This is a genomic window from Paenibacillus tritici (assembly GCF_013204885.1).
GTDB lineage: Bacteria > Bacillota > Bacilli > Paenibacillales > Paenibacillaceae > Paenibacillus_AQ > Paenibacillus_AQ tritici.
The window spans coordinates 515,704-532,032 of sequence record NZ_JABMKX010000002.1 but is presented as its reverse complement, the minus strand read 5'-3'; the positions used below and the strand labels follow the sequence as shown (position 1 = coordinate 532,032).

Annotated in this window: 11 protein-coding genes, 7 tRNA genes and 1 rRNA gene; 15 read left to right on the top strand and 4 right to left on the bottom strand. The window is 48.6% G+C overall.

Annotated features, from left to right (window positions below; all coding sequences use genetic code 11):
• Positions 1–4: 4 nt before the first annotated feature.
• From rrf to HQN87_RS05330, 8 genes are all read left to right on the top strand, one after another.
• A 5S ribosomal RNA gene (rrf, locus tag HQN87_RS05365) occupies positions 5–121 on the top strand.
• Positions 122–652: 531 nt separating this feature from the next.
• A tRNA-Glu gene (locus HQN87_RS05360) sits at positions 653–727 on the top strand.
• Between the two features lie 86 nt (positions 728–813).
• Positions 814–889: transfer RNA gene (locus HQN87_RS05355), tRNA-Val, on the top strand.
• Positions 890–927: 38 nt separating this feature from the next.
• Positions 928–1,001: transfer RNA gene (locus HQN87_RS05350), tRNA-Met, on the top strand.
• Positions 1,002–1,007: 6 nt separating this feature from the next.
• Positions 1,008–1,085 (top strand) — tRNA-Asp (locus tag HQN87_RS05345).
• Positions 1,086–1,122: 37 nt separating this feature from the next.
• Positions 1,123–1,197, top strand: a tRNA-Gly gene (locus HQN87_RS05340).
• A gap of 6 nt (positions 1,198–1,203) precedes the next feature.
• A tRNA-Arg gene (locus HQN87_RS05335) sits at positions 1,204–1,280 on the top strand.
• A 78-nt stretch (positions 1,281–1,358) separates the two neighbouring features.
• Positions 1,359–1,437, top strand: a tRNA-Leu gene (locus tag HQN87_RS05330).
• Positions 1,438–1,619: 182 nt separating this feature from the next.
• Here the strand turns inward: HQN87_RS05330 and HQN87_RS05325 are convergent.
• Together HQN87_RS05325 and HQN87_RS05320 are read right to left on the bottom strand one after the other, a co-directional pair.
• Positions 1,620–2,861 (bottom strand): CynX/NimT family MFS transporter, encoded by a 1,242-nt coding sequence (locus HQN87_RS05325; protein ID WP_173128827.1) that lies wholly within the window; start codon positions 2,859–2,861, stop codon positions 1,620–1,622.
• Between the two features lie 96 nt (positions 2,862–2,957).
• Complete coding sequence (locus HQN87_RS05320) at positions 2,958–3,632, bottom strand: FadR/GntR family transcriptional regulator (protein ID WP_173128824.1); 675 nt, start codon at positions 3,630–3,632, stop codon at positions 2,958–2,960.
• Between the two features lie 205 nt (positions 3,633–3,837).
• Here HQN87_RS05320 and HQN87_RS05315 point away from each other — a divergent pair, with 205 nt between their 5' ends.
• The 7 genes from HQN87_RS05315 to HQN87_RS05285 all read left to right on the top strand — a co-directional run bounded on the left by HQN87_RS05315 (position 3,838) and on the right by HQN87_RS05285 (position 12,845).
• Entirely contained in the window at positions 3,838–4,329 is a 492-nt protein-coding gene (locus HQN87_RS05315) for a MarR family transcriptional regulator (protein ID WP_173128821.1), read from the top strand.
• 485 nt (positions 4,330–4,814) lie between these two features.
• Positions 4,815–6,275, top strand: a complete 1,461-nt coding sequence (locus HQN87_RS05310; RefSeq protein ID WP_173128818.1) for a glycoside hydrolase domain-containing protein — start codon at positions 4,815–4,817, stop codon at positions 6,273–6,275.
• A 15-nt stretch (positions 6,276–6,290) separates the two neighbouring features.
• A complete protein-coding gene (locus HQN87_RS05305) occupies positions 6,291–7,640 on the top strand; it encodes an ABC transporter substrate-binding protein (RefSeq protein ID WP_173128815.1) in 1,350 nt (449 codons plus the stop codon).
• A 70-nt stretch (positions 7,641–7,710) separates the two neighbouring features.
• Positions 7,711–8,604, top strand: a complete 894-nt coding sequence (locus tag HQN87_RS05300) for a carbohydrate ABC transporter permease (protein WP_246552999.1) — start codon at positions 7,711–7,713, stop codon at positions 8,602–8,604.
• A complete protein-coding gene (locus HQN87_RS05295; RefSeq protein ID WP_254075355.1) occupies positions 8,604–9,440 on the top strand; it encodes a carbohydrate ABC transporter permease in 837 nt (278 codons plus the stop codon). The genes HQN87_RS05300 and HQN87_RS05295 overlap by 1 nt, the downstream gene beginning before the upstream one ends.
• Before the next feature lie 72 nt (positions 9,441–9,512).
• On the top strand, positions 9,513–11,264 hold the full coding sequence (locus HQN87_RS05290) for a cache domain-containing sensor histidine kinase (RefSeq protein ID WP_173128812.1): 1,752 nt from the start codon (positions 9,513–9,515) through the stop codon (positions 11,262–11,264).
• Positions 11,265–11,279: 15 nt separating this feature from the next.
• Positions 11,280–12,845, top strand: a complete 1,566-nt coding sequence (locus HQN87_RS05285; protein ID WP_173128809.1) for a response regulator transcription factor — start codon at positions 11,280–11,282, stop codon at positions 12,843–12,845.
• A gap of 8 nt (positions 12,846–12,853) precedes the next feature.
• Here the strand turns inward: HQN87_RS05285 and HQN87_RS05280 are convergent, their stop codons facing one another.
• Both HQN87_RS05280 and HQN87_RS05275 read right to left on the bottom strand, forming a co-directional pair.
• Complete coding sequence (locus HQN87_RS05280; protein WP_173128806.1) at positions 12,854–14,470, bottom strand: response regulator; 1,617 nt, start codon at positions 14,468–14,470, stop codon at positions 12,854–12,856.
• Positions 14,463–16,295 (bottom strand): sensor histidine kinase, encoded by a 1,833-nt coding sequence (locus tag HQN87_RS05275; RefSeq protein WP_173128803.1) that lies wholly within the window; start codon positions 16,293–16,295, stop codon positions 14,463–14,465. The genes HQN87_RS05280 and HQN87_RS05275 overlap by 8 nt, the downstream gene beginning before the upstream one ends.
• Between the last annotated feature and the right edge of the window lie 34 nt (positions 16,296–16,329).

Sequence of the window (16,329 nt, the reverse complement as noted above, 5' to 3'; positions counted from 1 at the left end):
CCCGTTTGGTGGCGATAGCGGAGGGGTTCCACGCGTACCCATCCCGAACACGACCGTTAAGCCCTCCAGCGCCGATGGTACTTGGACCGAAGGGTCCTGGGAGAGTAGGACGCCGCCAAGCACTTAAGACCACCGTTGATAATCAACGGTGGTTTTTTGTTGTACTGTGACGCAAAAAGCTCATAATTTCCGTGTCAACCCGCTGCCTGCGGTGAAGAGATAGTTCCCTTATTAAATCGTGATCATAATACAACATTATTCTTGTGCTCTGTGGTTGTAATCCGAAGTTGCAATAAGTACAATACTTGGGCGATATACGGCTACCGTTCTCTAATACTAGTGGATCAACCTGATGAGCCAGTTCGCTATTCACGTTCTCTGCTCTTCTAAGAGCTTCATAGCAAACGAGAGAGGGAAGGAAGGAAGAGGACTCATAGGCTCTCACACAGACGGAGAGGTGCTCTACGTGGTGATTATTAAGGCCATGTAAGAAGCCGGGGAGGGAAGGGGAAATGACCTTCGTGTATCTCGTCCCGAGGTACTATTGGAATACAAAAACAGCAGATTATTAATAATAATATTGCTTCCTATTGCATTATTCTCATATATTTGATATAATATCTTTTGTTGTCGAAAGATATTATATTCATCTGGCTCGTTGGTCAAGGGGTTAAGACACCTCCCTTTCACGGAGGTAACATGGGTTCGAATCCCATACGAGTCACCATAATCTTCTTCAATCTCTAAGTTGAAATAAATAATGATTGTATATCTCACGATTATGTGTTATGATCATTAAGTTGCTTCTTCGATGGAGGCTTAGCTCAGCTGGGAGAGCATCTGCCTTACAAGCAGAGGGTCGGGGGTTCGAACCCCTCAGCCTCCACCATGCAGACTTTGCAGAATAGAAGAGAATATTATTACTGACGCGGGGTGGAGCAGCCCGGTAGCTCGTCGGGCTCATAACCCGAAGGCCGCAGGTTCAAATCCTGCCCCCGCAATTATTTGGAACCGTGGTGTAGTTGGCCTAACATGCCTGCCTGTCACGCAGGAGATCGCGGGTTCGAATCCCGTCGGTTCCGCCATTTTTTACTTAAGTAATCCATTGAATACATACCGTGTGCGGACGTGGCTCAGCGGTAGAGCATCGCCTTGCCAAGGCGAGGGTCGCGGGTTCGATTCCCGTCGTCCGCTCCATATTTTGCGCCCTTAGCTCAGCTGGATAGAGCGTTTGACTACGAATCAAAAGGCCGGGAGTTCGAATCTCTCAGGGCGCGCCATTCTTTACTTCATAACATAACCAAGTTACTTACCTATTCAAAGTATAATTGTCCTTAGTGGATATAATCTTATATTAAGCCGGCGTGGCGGAATGGCAGACGCGCTCGACTCAAAATCGAGTGGGAAACCGTGGAGGTTCGAGTCCTCTCGCCGGTATCCCAAAAAGAGTTCATGAATTGTATTTTATACAATTACATGAACTCTTTTTTATTTTAATGGCTGCCACGAACCCTACAAAGGAAGAGACTGGTGTTACCGTTCCAGAGATGACATCATCGAACCCTTTGCAATATAGAACTGGCCCTGTGTACTAACATACACAGAGCCAGGAAGCCTTCTTACTTCGCAGAACCAATGAATTGATTTCTACCAGCACCAAGGCCAACGATACCGAGCAGAAGAGAAGCACCAACCAATATCAGAAGTGGAACGCTCCAACTATGACTGGCATCATGCAGGTATCCAATCAGCGCTGGACCCATTGCGGCTAGCAGATATCCGATGGATTGGGCCATGCCTGATAATTCAGCCGCCTGATGGGCATTTTGGGTACGCAAGCCAAAAAACATCATGGACAAGCCAAAGGCAAAGCCCGCTCCAATACCAAGAATAATAACCCAAAACAGAAGCAGCTGGATACTGCTATAGAGAAGTCCAAGTGTCCCGGTCAATAGCAGTATGGTTGTAATCACCACTAATAACCGTTGGCTAGACATGCGGCCAGCCATCACTGGAACGATAAATGCAAAGGGGAGCGACGCCATAATCAGCACCGAGAGGAACCAGCCGGATTGACTTGAACTGATACCTTGATCTTTTAGGATTTCAGGCAGCCATGCCACCAGTACATAAAAAATGGCCGATTGTATTCCCATAAAAAGAGTCACCTGCCAAGCCAACGGAGAGCGCCATATATTGACCTGATGGTTGTGCCCTGAACTGTTGGCAACAGCGGCTAGTCTCGCTGGAGCCTTGAGTTGCGGTACCCAAAAGAGAATAGAGATGACGCTCAGTATCCCCCATACTCCCAAGGCACCTTGCCAGTTCATGCCTGCCCCTACCGCTAAGGGAATACTAATACCGGAAGCAATCGCCCCGCATAGATTCATGGAAACTGAATAAACCCCTGTCATAGTACCCATTTGCTGCGGAAATTCCCGTTTGATCAGGCTGGGTAGTAATACATTACATATGGTAATCGCGAACCCCAGAACTGCGGTTCCAACGTACAAGGTCAGTGCTCCGGATAACGAGCGAACAGCAATACCGATGACCAAAAAAATAAGGGAAATCAGGATAAGCCGTTCCACACCATATTTACGTCCTAACTTGGGTACAAAAGGGGATAACAATGCAAATGCGATAAGTGGAACTGTGGTAATGAGGCCTGCTAAGGTATTGGAAATATGCACGTTCTCCCGGATAAGACTGACTAAGGGTCCCACCGATGTGAGGGGAGCACGCAAATTCGCTGCGATAAAAATAATTCCTACGATCATGAACCAGAGGGTCGCTTGCTTGCGTATACCGGTACTGGATATTTCATCCTGTTGTTGTAACAATTGTTCTGGTGAACTCATAAGGGTGCCTCCTAAGTTTTATGTTAATTAATCATCAATTTCATCCATGTAGGGAAGTACCCTTAAGCGGGAATGTATTGTACACGAAAATGCTGTTTATAAGCGATATTCTGCCAGGGCCTGTTCAATGTATACACGAACAGCCTCCTCGGCTTGGTGGCCATCCTGATTGGCAATGGCCTGATACAGCAGGTCATGAGAGTCCAGATAAGCAGCCACATCTTTGAAATTCTTCGTTTCCAAAACCATGTTTTGCAGCGCCTCGGAAATATGATTGTACAAATTCGCCATCAATTGATTATGTGAAGCAGCAATCACCATTTTGTGAAACTCGACATCCCAGTGAGCATAAGCTTTGAGATCCTGCTGGCTGGCTGCTTGTCTGCACTGGTCCAAGCATGTCCGAAGTGCCTCCAAATCTTCTTCGCTTCTCCTGAGCGCAGCCAAGGCAGCAGCCTCTCTTTCCAATGCATACCGAACCTCCAGGCTCTCGAGCTGATCGGTATGCTGAATCACCTTTTTAATTACAGACTCCAGAACACTGGAGGAGCAGACATAGGTCCCATCCCCTTGTCTCGTCTTCAGCAGACCCGCATAAGTCAAAGCCCGAATGGCTTCCCTTAAGGTATTACGGCTAACTTGAAGCTGTTGCATCAGCTCGGGCTCTGGAGGAATACGCATCCCTATTGGCCATTCGCTGTTTTCGATCTTCCCCTGGATCTGGTAAGCCACCTGTTCCACCAAGGTTAAACGTTGAGTTTGAGTTAACAACGGTATCACTCCTTTGCCAAACGTAGGATGTTTGGTATTTTGGTGTTATTATAGCAGAATGATTGTAACTTGTGAAGATGATATTGATAATCAATATCAATTGTGCTAACATGATTTTTGTTCACTAGCGAACAAAAAAGATAAAAGTCTATTGCTGACGCTGAACTTGGTCTACAACTGCTACAAGAGAGGGGAGATAGAGAAATTGGAGTTTCCAAATCATTTTAAAGGTCATCTTTACGAGCAATATATTAGAATGCTGCATCTGAATGAGTTGTATACAGAACAGGAATTCAACTCTTTCCGGCAACAGGCCGGAAAGTACGGGATTGATATGCTCTCCAACAATATTACTAGTGTTCACGTTATTGATTGCATTGGAGATCATGAACCGATCAATCATACCGGGATTGTGGAGAAGATGGGGTTGTCCAAAGCTGGCATTAATAAAATTTGTTCAAAGCTGCTGGAAATGGGATTCATTATGAAAAGTCAACTGAACAACAATCGTAAGGAGATTTACTTTAGTCTAACGGATACAGGAAGACACGTTTATTATTTGCATAAAGAGATGCATAAACAAAAAGAAGAAAGGTTTTACCAGTTCATTGAATCCTATACAGAGGCTGAACTGCAGACTATTGGTAAATTCATGAGTGACTTGGTGGCGCGTGCCGAAGAATACTCCGAGAAATGAACCGGCTGATTCATTTTTGAGATGGAAAGAAGCACCGTTTGATTCATAAAGGAAGTACGAGGTGTTGGTAATGAAGAAAAAGAATTCGGACCATTCAGAACTGGCTCAACTTACCCGGGAGATACGGAAACTTCAGTTCTACTACAATATGCTGGCAGGATTGAGCGCAAGCTGTGGTGCGTTAATACCCTTGGACTCTGTATATACGCTTATAAGGGAGCTTTCGGATCAAGAGGCCATTCTTAGGCAAAAGGCTAAGGATCACTCAGACCATCCGGGGTGAAAACTGGCTTGAATTGACTGTTGAGCGCACAATTTTGAGGAATTCGATCATAGAACCTCCGGTTGCCACTTTGTGATGGCAGGCGGAGGTTTTTATATATAAAAAGCCAAAAATATTGAACACAGGATAAAGAACTTGGAATATAAAGCGCTTTCTTAATGTTATATACTCAAGGCACGTTAAAAGAAAGGGGTTGCAAACATTGTCGGATTTATTTTACAGGCCGGCAGGAGCCTGGGTGGGAGACCTCATTCCCTACTATAAAGACGGTACATTCCGTTTGTTCTATCTTCATGACTGGAGGGAGAATAAGCGTATTCACGGGGAGGGAACCTCATGGTTCGAGCTCCGCACAAGTGATTTCGTACACTACGAAGAAATGGGCGAAATGCTGAAGCATGGAAGTGTGAGCGAGCAGGATCTTAACTGTTATACGGGCTCGATCATCGAAGCCCAGGGAGAATATCATCTGTTCTATACCGGACTCAATCCGAATCCGGAATTTGTAGAGAACGGAGTGCCGCTCCAATGCGTCATGCACGCCGTGAGCACGGATATGGAGCAGTGGCGGAAAATCCCCGAGGATACCTTCTATTCCGACGGAATTCAATATGAAAGGCATGACTGGCGCGATCCCTTTGTATTCTGGAACGAAGAGGCGGGTGAGTACTGGATGCTTCTCGCTGCCAGGAACAAAGAAGGGCCTTCCCGGCGCCGGGGAAGCATCGGACTCTGTGCTTCGAAGGATCTGAGGCAATGGGAGATCCGCGAACCGTTCTGGAATCCGAACATGTACGTGACGCACGAATGCCCGGACTTATTCCAAATCGGGGAATGGTGGTATCTGGTCTACTCCACCTTCTCGGAGCGGTTTGTCACCCATTACCGCATGAGTAAATCTTTAAGCGGACCTTGGACGGCGCCGAGAAACGATGCGTTTGACGCCAGAGCGTTCTATGCCGCCAAAACATGGAGTGACGGAAACAAGCGCTATGCCTTTGGCTGGGACCCAAGCAAGGAAAACGGGGATGATTACGGGGATTGGCAATGGGCCGGAAATCTGGTCGTGCATGAACTCGTTCAGGAACAGGATGGAACCTTAACAGTGCGTATCCCGGAGACGGTCTCCCGTCATTTTGCCAAGGAACAGGCTGCCGTGTGGGGTTCCCGGCTTGGGGATTGGAAGGAGTCAGAGGGAGGGATAGCGGCGGAGGCGGACGAGACCTTCTCTTGCATTTCAGCCGGTTCCATGCCGGAAACCTGCAAAATTTCAGCCCGGTTATCCTTCTCCGAAGGAACCAGAAGCTGCGGGATTATGCTTCGGGCAAGCGAGGACAACAACGACGCCTATTATATTCGCCTTGAACCTATTCATAACCGACTGGTGTTCGATATGTGGCCCCGCCGGATCGAGGGGGAGATGCAGTGGCATATCAAAGGAGACCACCCGCATGCGGTGGAGCTGGAGGTGCCGGTAGAATTACATGCCGATACGAATTATAATATCGAGATCGTTGTGGAGAATTCGGTTTGCGTCGTATACTTGGCCGATCAGGTCGCCATGACTACACGTTTGTATAATTTAAAAACCGGCAACTGGGGCTGTTTTGTTCAGGAAGGCCGGGCAAACTTTGAACAGGCATCCCTTGCGGTTCCCAACTAACAGGAGGTCTTATAAATGAAACGTTATGTCAAATGGCTGACTCTCTCGTTATCACTGGTTGTCCTGGCGGCGACGGTGAGCGCATGCGGAGGCACAAATACGAATAAGGGCGCTTCAGAAACCGGATCGGCAAATCCGCAGAAGGTGGACAAGAAAACATACAAGTGGTTCGTGGCCCGCGGCGTAGACAGCCCTCCGGCTGTAACTGTAAAAGAAATTGCAGAGGAGTTCTCCCGGACGCATCCGGAATTCGAGCTGGTTCTGGAGGGCACGGGTGACCGCCCATCCTATCTGCAGAAGCTGCGGACCTTGATTGCCAGCAATGAGATGCCCGCCATGTTTGATACAGATCCGGATGCCTATGCTTCCAAGCTGGTGGAGCAGGGCAAACTGGTCGATATGAAAAAACTGCTGGAGGAGCTGGGGAAATATAAGGATTTCCGTCCGGTGGCCCTGCAATACCAGCAGTTCGCAGACGGCAGCATGTATACTTTCCCGCTGGAATATGGAATCGAGGTATTCTGGTACAACATCAAGATGTTCAAGGATCTTGGCCTGGAGCCGCCGAAGACGTTCGATGAGTTCATGGAGGTTGCCGAGAAGCTGAAGCAAAGCGGGGTTACGCCGATTGCTGTCGACGGCAAGGATAAATGGCCGGTTCTAAGATACCTGGCGTACAAACCGTTCCGCATGACAGGCAATGATTTCATCGAGAATGTAAAGCAGGGCAAAGCATCCTTCAAGGACCCGGCCGGCATGGAAGGGATTAAGTTTGTTCATGACCTGGGCACCAAAGGGTACTTTCAGCAAGGATTCACTGCAACGGATTACACCGCAGCGCGAGATTTGTACCTGAGCGGCAAAGCCGGCATGTATTACATGGGTTCATGGGAGACCATGAACTTCGTAAATGATAAAGTAAGCGCGGAAATGAAGGACAATATCGGGTTTTTCCGGCTTCCCATGATGGAAGGCGCCACAACGGCTGACAATGATTATTTTATCAACTCAGGCATCGGCGTTGCCTTCAACCAGGAGACCTTCGATGATACGATGAAGGAATTCGTCAAATTCCTTCTGGAGCAATACCCTAAGGCCTATACGGAGAAAGGCCAATTCTCGCCTTTCAATTATTCACTTGATCAAGAGCAGGGGATGCCGGAGCTCTTCTACAAGATTCAAGATGAAATCGCGAAATCCGGTAACGTCTTTGCGGTCCCGTGGGATACGCGCCTTGATCCGGCCACGAATGAGCTGCTCGGCAACGAATTGAATGCCCTGGCTCTGGGAGCCCATACTCCGGAAGAATTTGCCGAACTAATGGATCAGGCGATTAAAGAAAACGCACCGAAATACTTCAAATAGCATTGCTGAACATAGCGGCCGGCCGCAAGCCGGTTGGCTGCTGTAAGTACAATAAAACTAAAATTAGGGAATGAGCAAGCCTATGGATAAAGTCCTGCGCAACCGCAAAGCCGCTCTCGTCTTTCTGCTGCCTGCATTACTGGTGTATTTGCTCACCGTGCTGGCGCCTATTCTTTGGTCGATGTATTTCAGTTTCTTCTCCTGGGACGGAGTATCCGATATGCTCTATATCGGCTTTGACAATTACACCAAGATGTTCGGCGGAGATAAGACATTCTGGAAGGCATTCAGCAACAATCTGATCTATGTCTCCATTATTGTAGCCATGCAGGTGCTGCTCGGTTTGCTGGTTGCCATCCTGCTGACCAGCATCACCAAAGGGAGAGAATTGTTCAAAACCTTATATTTTGCCCCTGCCATCATCACCTCAGTAGCGATAGCCCAGTTGTTCCAAAATGTGTATTCGTTCGAGCCGGTCGGAATCCTGAACTATTGCCTGCAGCAGATCGGTCTTGGCGACTGGAGCAAACCTTGGCTGTCCGACCTCCATTGGGCTCTGAGTGCGGTATCGGTACCTGAAGGCTGGCGTTATATCGGTCTTTATATGATTATCCTGTATAGTGCGTTGATCTCCATTCCTGCCGATATCGAGGAGGCGGCCAGAATGGACGGAGCTTCTTCGTGGAAGCTGTTTCGTTCGATCAAAATGCCGCTGATCAAGCCGGTTCTGATGGTCTCAATTATTATGGCGACTACAGGGGCGCTGAAAGGGTTCGACATCCCGTATATCATGACGAACGGGGGACCTGGCCGCGTAACCGAATTATTGCCAACCTATATGTATAAAACCGCATTCTCCAGTCTGGACTTCGGCTATGGCAGCGCGATGGCTGTATTTATCGTCATTGAAAGCCTCATTGCAGTTGCCTTTATCAGACGGATGATGGACAGTAAGGAGACCTGATGATGAAAATTTCTGGCTATTCCAAGGCGGTCCTTCTAATTGTTTCCTTTGCACTGCTTGTCATTCAAGTGTATCCGCTGGTCTGGGTGTTCATCTCCAGTTTTAAGGGGCCTAATGATTTCTCAGGGGATAATCCGCTCAGCCTGCCAAGCCAATACACCTTCGATAATTATTTCAATGTGTGGAGCAAAGGGAACCTGGGGACTTATTTCTCCAATAGTATCATAGTCGCTGTGACGACCATCGTGCTTGTGATCTTATTCAGTGCCATGGCCGCTTTTGTGATCGAGAAGATGTCGTTTAAATGGAGTCAAAGTGTGCTGTTCTTATTTCTGTGCGGCATTATGATCCCGATTCAGGTCGTGCTCATCCCGCTGTTCATTCTTTATAACAAAATAGGAATCATCAATACGCTTGCTTCTCTTATTTTGCCCCAAGTAGGTTTTGCCCTGCCGATCTCGATTTATCTGTTCGTGAGCTTCTATAAATACATTTCGAATGAGATCATGGAGGCCGCTGTAATGGATGGCTGCGGTGTGTATCAGGTGTTCTGGCGGATGATTTTCCCTCTATCCCGGAATACGATCGTCACAGTCGTTGTTATGAATCTGATATTCGTCTGGAATGAATTTATATTCGCCAATACGTTTATTCATGATCTGAAATCACGGACCATTCCAGTTGGCTTAATGGATTATATCGGACAGTACGGTTTGACGGATTGGGGAGCGACCTTTGCGGCCATTAGCATCACGACCATTCCGACGATGGTGGTCTACTTCATTTTCAACAAGAGCGTCATTTCCGGCATGACGGCAGGAGCAACGAAAGGTTGATCTCCCATATCCCTTTGCCAGAAGGTATACTGAAAGTACCAGGCTGCAACTTTGCAGGGTCAGGGGGATCTCATGAAAATACACCGGCTGTTCCTGTCGATCAGCATCCGCAGCAAAATCATTATACTGTCCATCGCCTGTTCCTTGCTGCCGCTTGTGCTGATTGCTTCCTTAACCTTCGTCTATTTAAGCAAAGTGATCGAAAACAAGATGTCCGACACCACCTCCAATCTGCTGGGCTCCATCAATTGGAATATCCAGACGTTCGTGAACGATGTGGAGGCGATTTCGAAGCTGATGTTGTCCTCCCGTGACGTTCAGAATTTCCTTGCCTATAGCAAGAATGATTTCAAGGAGATCTATGACCTTCAAAATGCGACCCGCAGCCTGATCGTCAATATTACCAACAACAAATCCTATATACGTTACGTTTACGTGGGCAGCGGGCAAAGGGAACTGATTACTACAAACCAATGGGACAGGTTAGCGTACGACAATATCTATCAGGCGGTCTCACGGACGAAATGGTATCAACAGGTGGGAGATATGGGCGGGCGGGGCTTGTGGCTGAACAGCGATGAAGTCCGGCTTGTCAAGGACACTCCGAACCTGCTGCTGTACGGTAAACAGTTAAACAACCTGGAGACGCTCGAACCGATCGGCATGTTAATCATTTCAATCGACAGGCGGGTCTTCGATGAGATGTTCCGGAATATTTCCAATGCGGAAAACGGGAATTTGATGATCCTGGAGCAGAATAAAGTCATTTATTATAACTCCCGCACGGCCGACCTGAAGCAGCTTCCTCCAAAAGAAATGGATCTGCTCTACGGCTTGCCTGAACGGGGGACCCGGATTGAGACGATGGGCGGAGAACGGTATGTCATCACCTTCGATACCAATCCGGTAACCCGGTGGAAAGTGGTCAGCATGATCCCTTATTCTAATATCAATTCGGAAATTGTCTGGATACGTAATATTACGCTAACACTGACAATGGTGGCTTTCCTGCTGGCTGCCTATGGTTCGTATTTAATCTCGAAGCGTATCACGAAGCAATTGACTTTACTCTCCTCTGTTGCCAGAAAAGCGGCCAAACGGGAGAGGATCGAAGGAATCCTCTTTCAGGAGGAAGATGAAATCGGGAAAATAGGCAATCAGTTCTTGAGGACCTTCCGCACCAACTCTGAATTATCGGACAAATTAATAGAAGCCAGGCTGAAGGAGCGGGAAGCAGAGCTGCACGCGCTGCAAAGTCAAATCAACCCTCACTTCCTGTACAATACGCTGAATTCCATCTATCTGATGGCTGAACGAATCAGTGCCAAAAACATCTCGAAAATGGTCATGTCGCTGTCTAACATGTTTAAGTTAAGCTTGAATAACGGGGACTACATTACCACAGTCCGCAATGAGATCGACCAGGTGAAAAATTATTTGGAGATTCAAAATATCCGCTATAACGGAAAGTTCGAGGTGACCATTGAGCTTGAGCCGGAAATTGAGCATATCCGTATGCTTAAGCTCCTGATACAGCCGCTGGTGGAGAATGCGATTTTTCATGGAATCGAGCTGAAGGAGAGCCAAGGGAATATTTATATTCGGGGACGTATCGAAGGAGAGACGCTTGTATTCGAGGTCGAGGATGACGGCGTAGGCTTTGATCCTGCGGTTACGCAGCCTAAGGGATATGCATTAAGGAACATCCAGGAGAGGATTCAATTGCATTATGGCCAGAACCACGGGCTGCGCATAGACAGCATTCCAGGCACCGGAACCAAAGTTACCCTAAGGATCGGAATCATGGATGAAGACCGGCTATGAAGGTGGGATTACATCATGTATAAACTGTTTATAGCGGATGATGAACAGCTGGTGGTGGAGACATTATCGGCTGTGATCGACTGGAACGCGTATGGGATAGGGATCGTGGGGACGGCAACTAACGGCAAGCAAGCCCTGGAACGGATTCTTCAGTCCGATCCGGACATTGTGCTGACAGATATCCGGATGCCCGGCCTGAATGGGCTGGAGCTGATCCGTGTCTTGAAGGAGAAGGGCCATAAAGCGGAATGTATCATCATTAGCGGGTATTCCGAGTTCGAATATGCCAAAGAAGCCATCAAGCTGGAGGCTGTGGATTATCTGATCAAGCCGGCAGAGCTGGAGGAAGTAGCCAAGACGGTCTCAAGAGCGCTCAAGCGTCTGGAGCGTAAAGCGGATGCCACGGAGAATCGCCCTGAGCTTCGGAATGTGGCAGCCTTGGACCGGGCGGCGTTTACAGATCTAATCGTCCATGCCAAACGCCCATCGTTCGATCAGACGCCCTACGAACGGTATAACCAGTTTGCGGTTCTCGTGATTGGAAGTACACAGACGCTGTGGCTTGAACGATTGAAGAATAATGGCGCTACGGATGCTCTCCTCAGCTTTTTGACGAATCGCGGAATCGTTGTGGACCTGCTCTACGAGCAGCAGAAAGTCATCTTATTGTGTATGGGGGCCATGGAGGTCAATGAGCCATTAACAGAAATTGTGCTGGCTGCAGCCGAAGCCTTCTCGAAGGACAGCTCAGCGGACGATATTTCATTGTCGTTTGGACTGGGGCCGGTTGTAGCTGGAATTACACAGGCAAATCTCTCTTTTGCGGCAGCCGATAAGGCATGTGAAATGGGAGTATTCTTTGGGGTTCCGGTTATGGAGGGGAGCCGCTTAGAGGAAATTACCCGCGTATCCGGGCAGTGGCTGAGCGAGTGGTCTGACTACCTCCAGTCCTTCGTCCGTTACGAACAGAAGGAGTTCGAGGAGATGCTTGAACGCTGGACGGAATGGGGGACGGGCCGGCTGATGGCTCCTGTTCTGCTGAAGAAGGCAGGCATAGAGTGGGGGAACCGGATGCTCGATCTGATCGAACAGGACTATGGAATCAAGATTGAGAAAGTGATCGGCGCCCGCCCCCAGCTGATGGACAGGATACTGGACACGCCGGACTGGGCGTCTTTGCAGCAACAGTTGCAGGATTTAGCGAAGAGTGTGCAATTTTATCTGAGTGTAACCAAGACTACGATGAAGGAAAAGGTGGTTCAGGAAATCAAAGCGTATCTTGAAGCCCATTACCATGAAAATATTGGGCTGGATCAACTGGCCGAACGGTTCGGGCTCAATTCTTCCTATGTAAGCAACTTGTATTCCAAGTCGACCGGACAGACCATTCTGGAATATATCACGTTGCTGCGCATTCAGACAGCGAAAAAGATGCTGAGAGAAAGCAGCTTCAAAATCTTCAAAATATCCGAAAGGGTCGGCTATGATAACCAGCGGTATTTCTGCCAGGTGTTCAAGAAGGTTGTGGGTGTAAGTCCCGGCCAGTATAGAGAAGAACATATGATGAAAAGTGAAGAGTAGGCTCTGGCTTAATTCATCTGCGAATAATTCAGCTTGTATTCCTTGGGGCTCATCCCGGTGTATTTGGAGAAGACATGGGTGAAATAGGCCGGGGTCTCGATACCAACGGCCTCAGCGACTTCAAATACTTTGCTGGATGGGTTCCTGAGCAGCTTCTTGGCCATTTCGATCCGGTATTTGTTGATGACGTCGATGATGGACTCACCGGTTACCTTTTTGTAAAGGCGGCTGAGGTAGCTGCTGTTGATATGAATATGGTCGGCAATAATCTGCAAATTCAGGTTCTGGTTGTAATGCTCTCTTATATATTTCTGGCATTCGATCACGATGTAATTCGGCTGTGTGTCCGTCTGTGCCATGACTCTTGCGCAGCTCTGAATAAGGCGGATGAGGATATCGGTGAGCAGCTGGATGCTCTTGCTCTCCTGGATCTGCTTATATACTGCCGACTGGCTCTCCTCCATCTCCGGGGCGAAGGGCTGGCTGGCGCTCAGCAGACGGAAGCAGTAGGACCCGATGAGCAGACAAGCCACTTTGACATTCTCGATCGGCTCTTGGCTGCTCCGGTAGCCCTCCAGCAATTGATTGAGCTGCTGGATCGCCTGATCACTCTGCCCTTGCTGCAGATACCCGGCAATTTGCTCGGCAGCATGATGGGGCGGCGCTCCCGGAGTCAGGGTCTGGTTCGGATGAGGCATGTATACGGCGACATAATTATCGTTATAAAAGCTGCCTTGCAGCGCCTCCCGGGCCTCCTGATAGGCTCTGGGCAAGGTCAGGACATCCCGGTGCAGCAGGCTGATCCCGATATTGACATGGTATTGCCGGAAGTGCTCCGCCATGGCCAGAATTTCATTGCTGATGGTGAGCAGGGACTGGGTAGAGACGGGGGCATTGCCGCCATCCATGGAGACGATCACCAGCAGGGTGCTTTTATCCATATTCAAAATCGTTAAGGGGCGGTCCGCGAACGCCAGTGTCAGGAATTGGCGGATGGAAGCCAGAAACCGGTGATGGTCATTGCTCGGCGCAGAGGCATGGGCTTGGGGGCTGAACATCTCTTTAACCTCCAGATAGACCGCGAAATAATTCTCGAGTTGCAGACCCAGCTCGCCGGTACGGCTGATTAAACTGGCCTCATTGCTGATCAAGCCGTCGATGGCCTCCTTCAGGAATTTCTCGCTGATTTCGGAGAGGTTGTCATTGATCTGGTTCTCCAGCTGTTTCACTTTCTGTTTCTGCTCCCGTTCCTTTTCCAGGAGTCGTGTTGCCTTGGCGATGGCCCGGGGAATCTGCTCTGTGGGATTGGTCTTGACTACAAAATCGATGACTTCATATTGAATCGCTGTTTGAGCATAGGAGAAGTCAGCAAACGCGGTAAGAATAATCACCTTAATCTGCGGAAAGTTCTGATGTACATAATCCGACAGAGCAAGGCCGTCCATTCCCGGCATACGGATATCGGTGACGATAATATCTATATCATAATAGCCCAGCATTTCTACGGCTTCCATGCCGTTAGAGGCCTCGCACAGCACCTCACAATGCAGAACGCTCCAGTCAATGAAGCACTGCAGCCCTTTTTTGATCACAGGCTCATCATCCACAATCATCACGTTATACATGCGGTACTCCCCCCCAATCTGTCGGTATGTGCAGGGTAACCTTGGAACCTGTCCCCAGCTCGCTCTCCACTTCAATTCCATACGGCTCGCCGTAGATCAGCTTGACCCGCTTATGGGTGTTAATCAGGCCAATGTTGTTGTGGCCTTGTTTGCGTATAGTGATGTTCTCGAAATTATTCCAATCCTGCGGAACATGCTCGAATCCGTTGCCATTGTCTGTGATCTCAAAATAAACCGAATCCTCTCTGCGGTAAATACGGATATGGATGATGCCCTTACCCAGCTTTTTCTCCACCCCATGCACCACAGCATTCTCGACCAAGGGTTCGACGCTCAGCTTGGGCAGGTACAGATCCAGCAGGGCTTCATCTTCGATCTCGATGGTATACTCCATCTTATCTTCAAACCGTTCTTTCTGGAGATAGAGATAAAACCGGATGACATCCAGCTCCTGACGAATCGGAATGGTGGCCATATTGCCCGAATATATACTGGCCTGCAGCAGCTCTGTAAGGGAGGTCACCATTTTGTAAACGGTCTCATCTTTGGACAGCTTCGCTTTGTAGCCAATGGTAATTAACGTATTGAACAGGAAGTGCGGATTGATCTGGGCTTGCAGAAATTTGATCTCCGATTCCTTGATGAGCAGATGCTTCTCATACACTTCCTTAATCAGATAGCTGATCTCGTCGGTCATGTGGTTGAAGGTGTTGCTTAGCTGATTCAGCTCCGCATCCTTGTAGGCGGGCATCCTGGCGTTGTAATCCCCCTTCTTCACTTTACGGATACTCCGCAGCAGATCACGGACGACGCGGGTAAACCGCAGGGAAATCACAATTCCTGCCGCCAGGGAGACACAGGCAATCAGGGTGATGATCCATATGTAGTTGTGCATGCTCCCGGATAGTCTGGAGAGCACCTGCTTCCTCGGGATGCCGGCAATAAAGGTAAGCCCGGTGGTACCAATGCTGCGTGAAGCAGCCAGGTAAGTCTCCTGACCCAGCTTGACCTCCCTGACTTCAGTGTTGTCTTTCAGCGCCAGGATATCAGGAGGAACAACGGAGCCCAGCTCCTGCTTACCGGCACTGGAATAAATAATTCCCTGGTTATCAATAATGTAGGCCAGCGCACCGGTGAAATCGAGCAGTCCGGAATACTCCTCGGCCAGATCAGCCTCCTTCGTGCCGAAGATCAGTACCAGACGCTGCCGGGGAAGATTGATATTGGACATCACCCGGGTGAAGTAGATGGTGGGGTCCTCCAGGCTTGGCGTGAGAATCTCCTTGCCCCGGACCATTCTTCCGTTGACCGATTGATAGACCGCGAGGTTGTTCTTGTTAGTCAGTTCTATATTGGGCGGTGATTTGAGAACGGATACATAGTTGTCGTTATCAAAAAATACAAATGCCGTCGAGAGCAGGCTGATATTCCAGGCATTGTTGAACATGAGGCTGTACTTCAGGTCCTCTTCCATTTCCGCTTTGTTGACGAATTTCTTGTAGAAGTCATCGCTCAGCGACCTATTGTCGATTAACCAGCTTCTTAACATTTTGTTAGAGAGGAAGTGCAGGGAGGTGTTATCAATAATCTGAAAGGATTTCTCGATATTGTCGTTGGTCTGGCGGATCAGCAGGGACAGATTGGCATTGGCATTCCTGGTTAGAATCTGGGAGATGTTCCAGTAGAAATAGCAGCCGGCGACCGTCATCGGCAGAAGAATCAGCAGAACGATGATAATTACAATTTTGTTCCGCACAGGAATACGGGTAAACAATGCGGAAACCGGGCGAAGGCTGAGCCAGCGCAGGATAGGCTTGTTGGACATGCAGACTGCTCCTTGGTGATGATTCATATGGTTA

Excerpts from the sequence above, each read along its gene's own strand:
- HQN87_RS05300 (WP_246552999.1), top strand. The coding sequence starts at position 7,711 with ATGAGCAAGCCTATGGATAAAGTCCTGCGCAACCGCAAAGCCGCTCTC.
- HQN87_RS05295 (WP_254075355.1), top strand. The coding sequence starts at position 8,604 with ATGATGAAAATTTCTGGCTATTCCAAGGCGGTCCTTCTAATTGTTTCC.
- HQN87_RS05325 (WP_173128827.1), bottom strand. The coding sequence starts at position 2,861 with ATGAGTTCACCAGAACAATTGTTACAACAACAGGATGAAATATCCAGT.
- HQN87_RS05285 (WP_173128809.1), top strand. The coding sequence starts at position 11,280 with ATGTATAAACTGTTTATAGCGGATGATGAACAGCTGGTGGTGGAGACA.
- HQN87_RS05290 (WP_173128812.1), top strand. The coding sequence starts at position 9,513 with ATGAAAATACACCGGCTGTTCCTGTCGATCAGCATCCGCAGCAAAATC.
- HQN87_RS05305 (WP_173128815.1), top strand. The coding sequence starts at position 6,291 with ATGAAACGTTATGTCAAATGGCTGACTCTCTCGTTATCACTGGTTGTC.
- HQN87_RS05280 (WP_173128806.1), bottom strand. The coding sequence starts at position 14,470 with ATGTATAACGTGATGATTGTGGATGATGAGCCTGTGATCAAAAAAGGG.
- HQN87_RS05275 (WP_173128803.1), bottom strand. The coding sequence starts at position 16,295 with ATGTCCAACAAGCCTATCCTGCGCTGGCTCAGCCTTCGCCCGGTTTCC.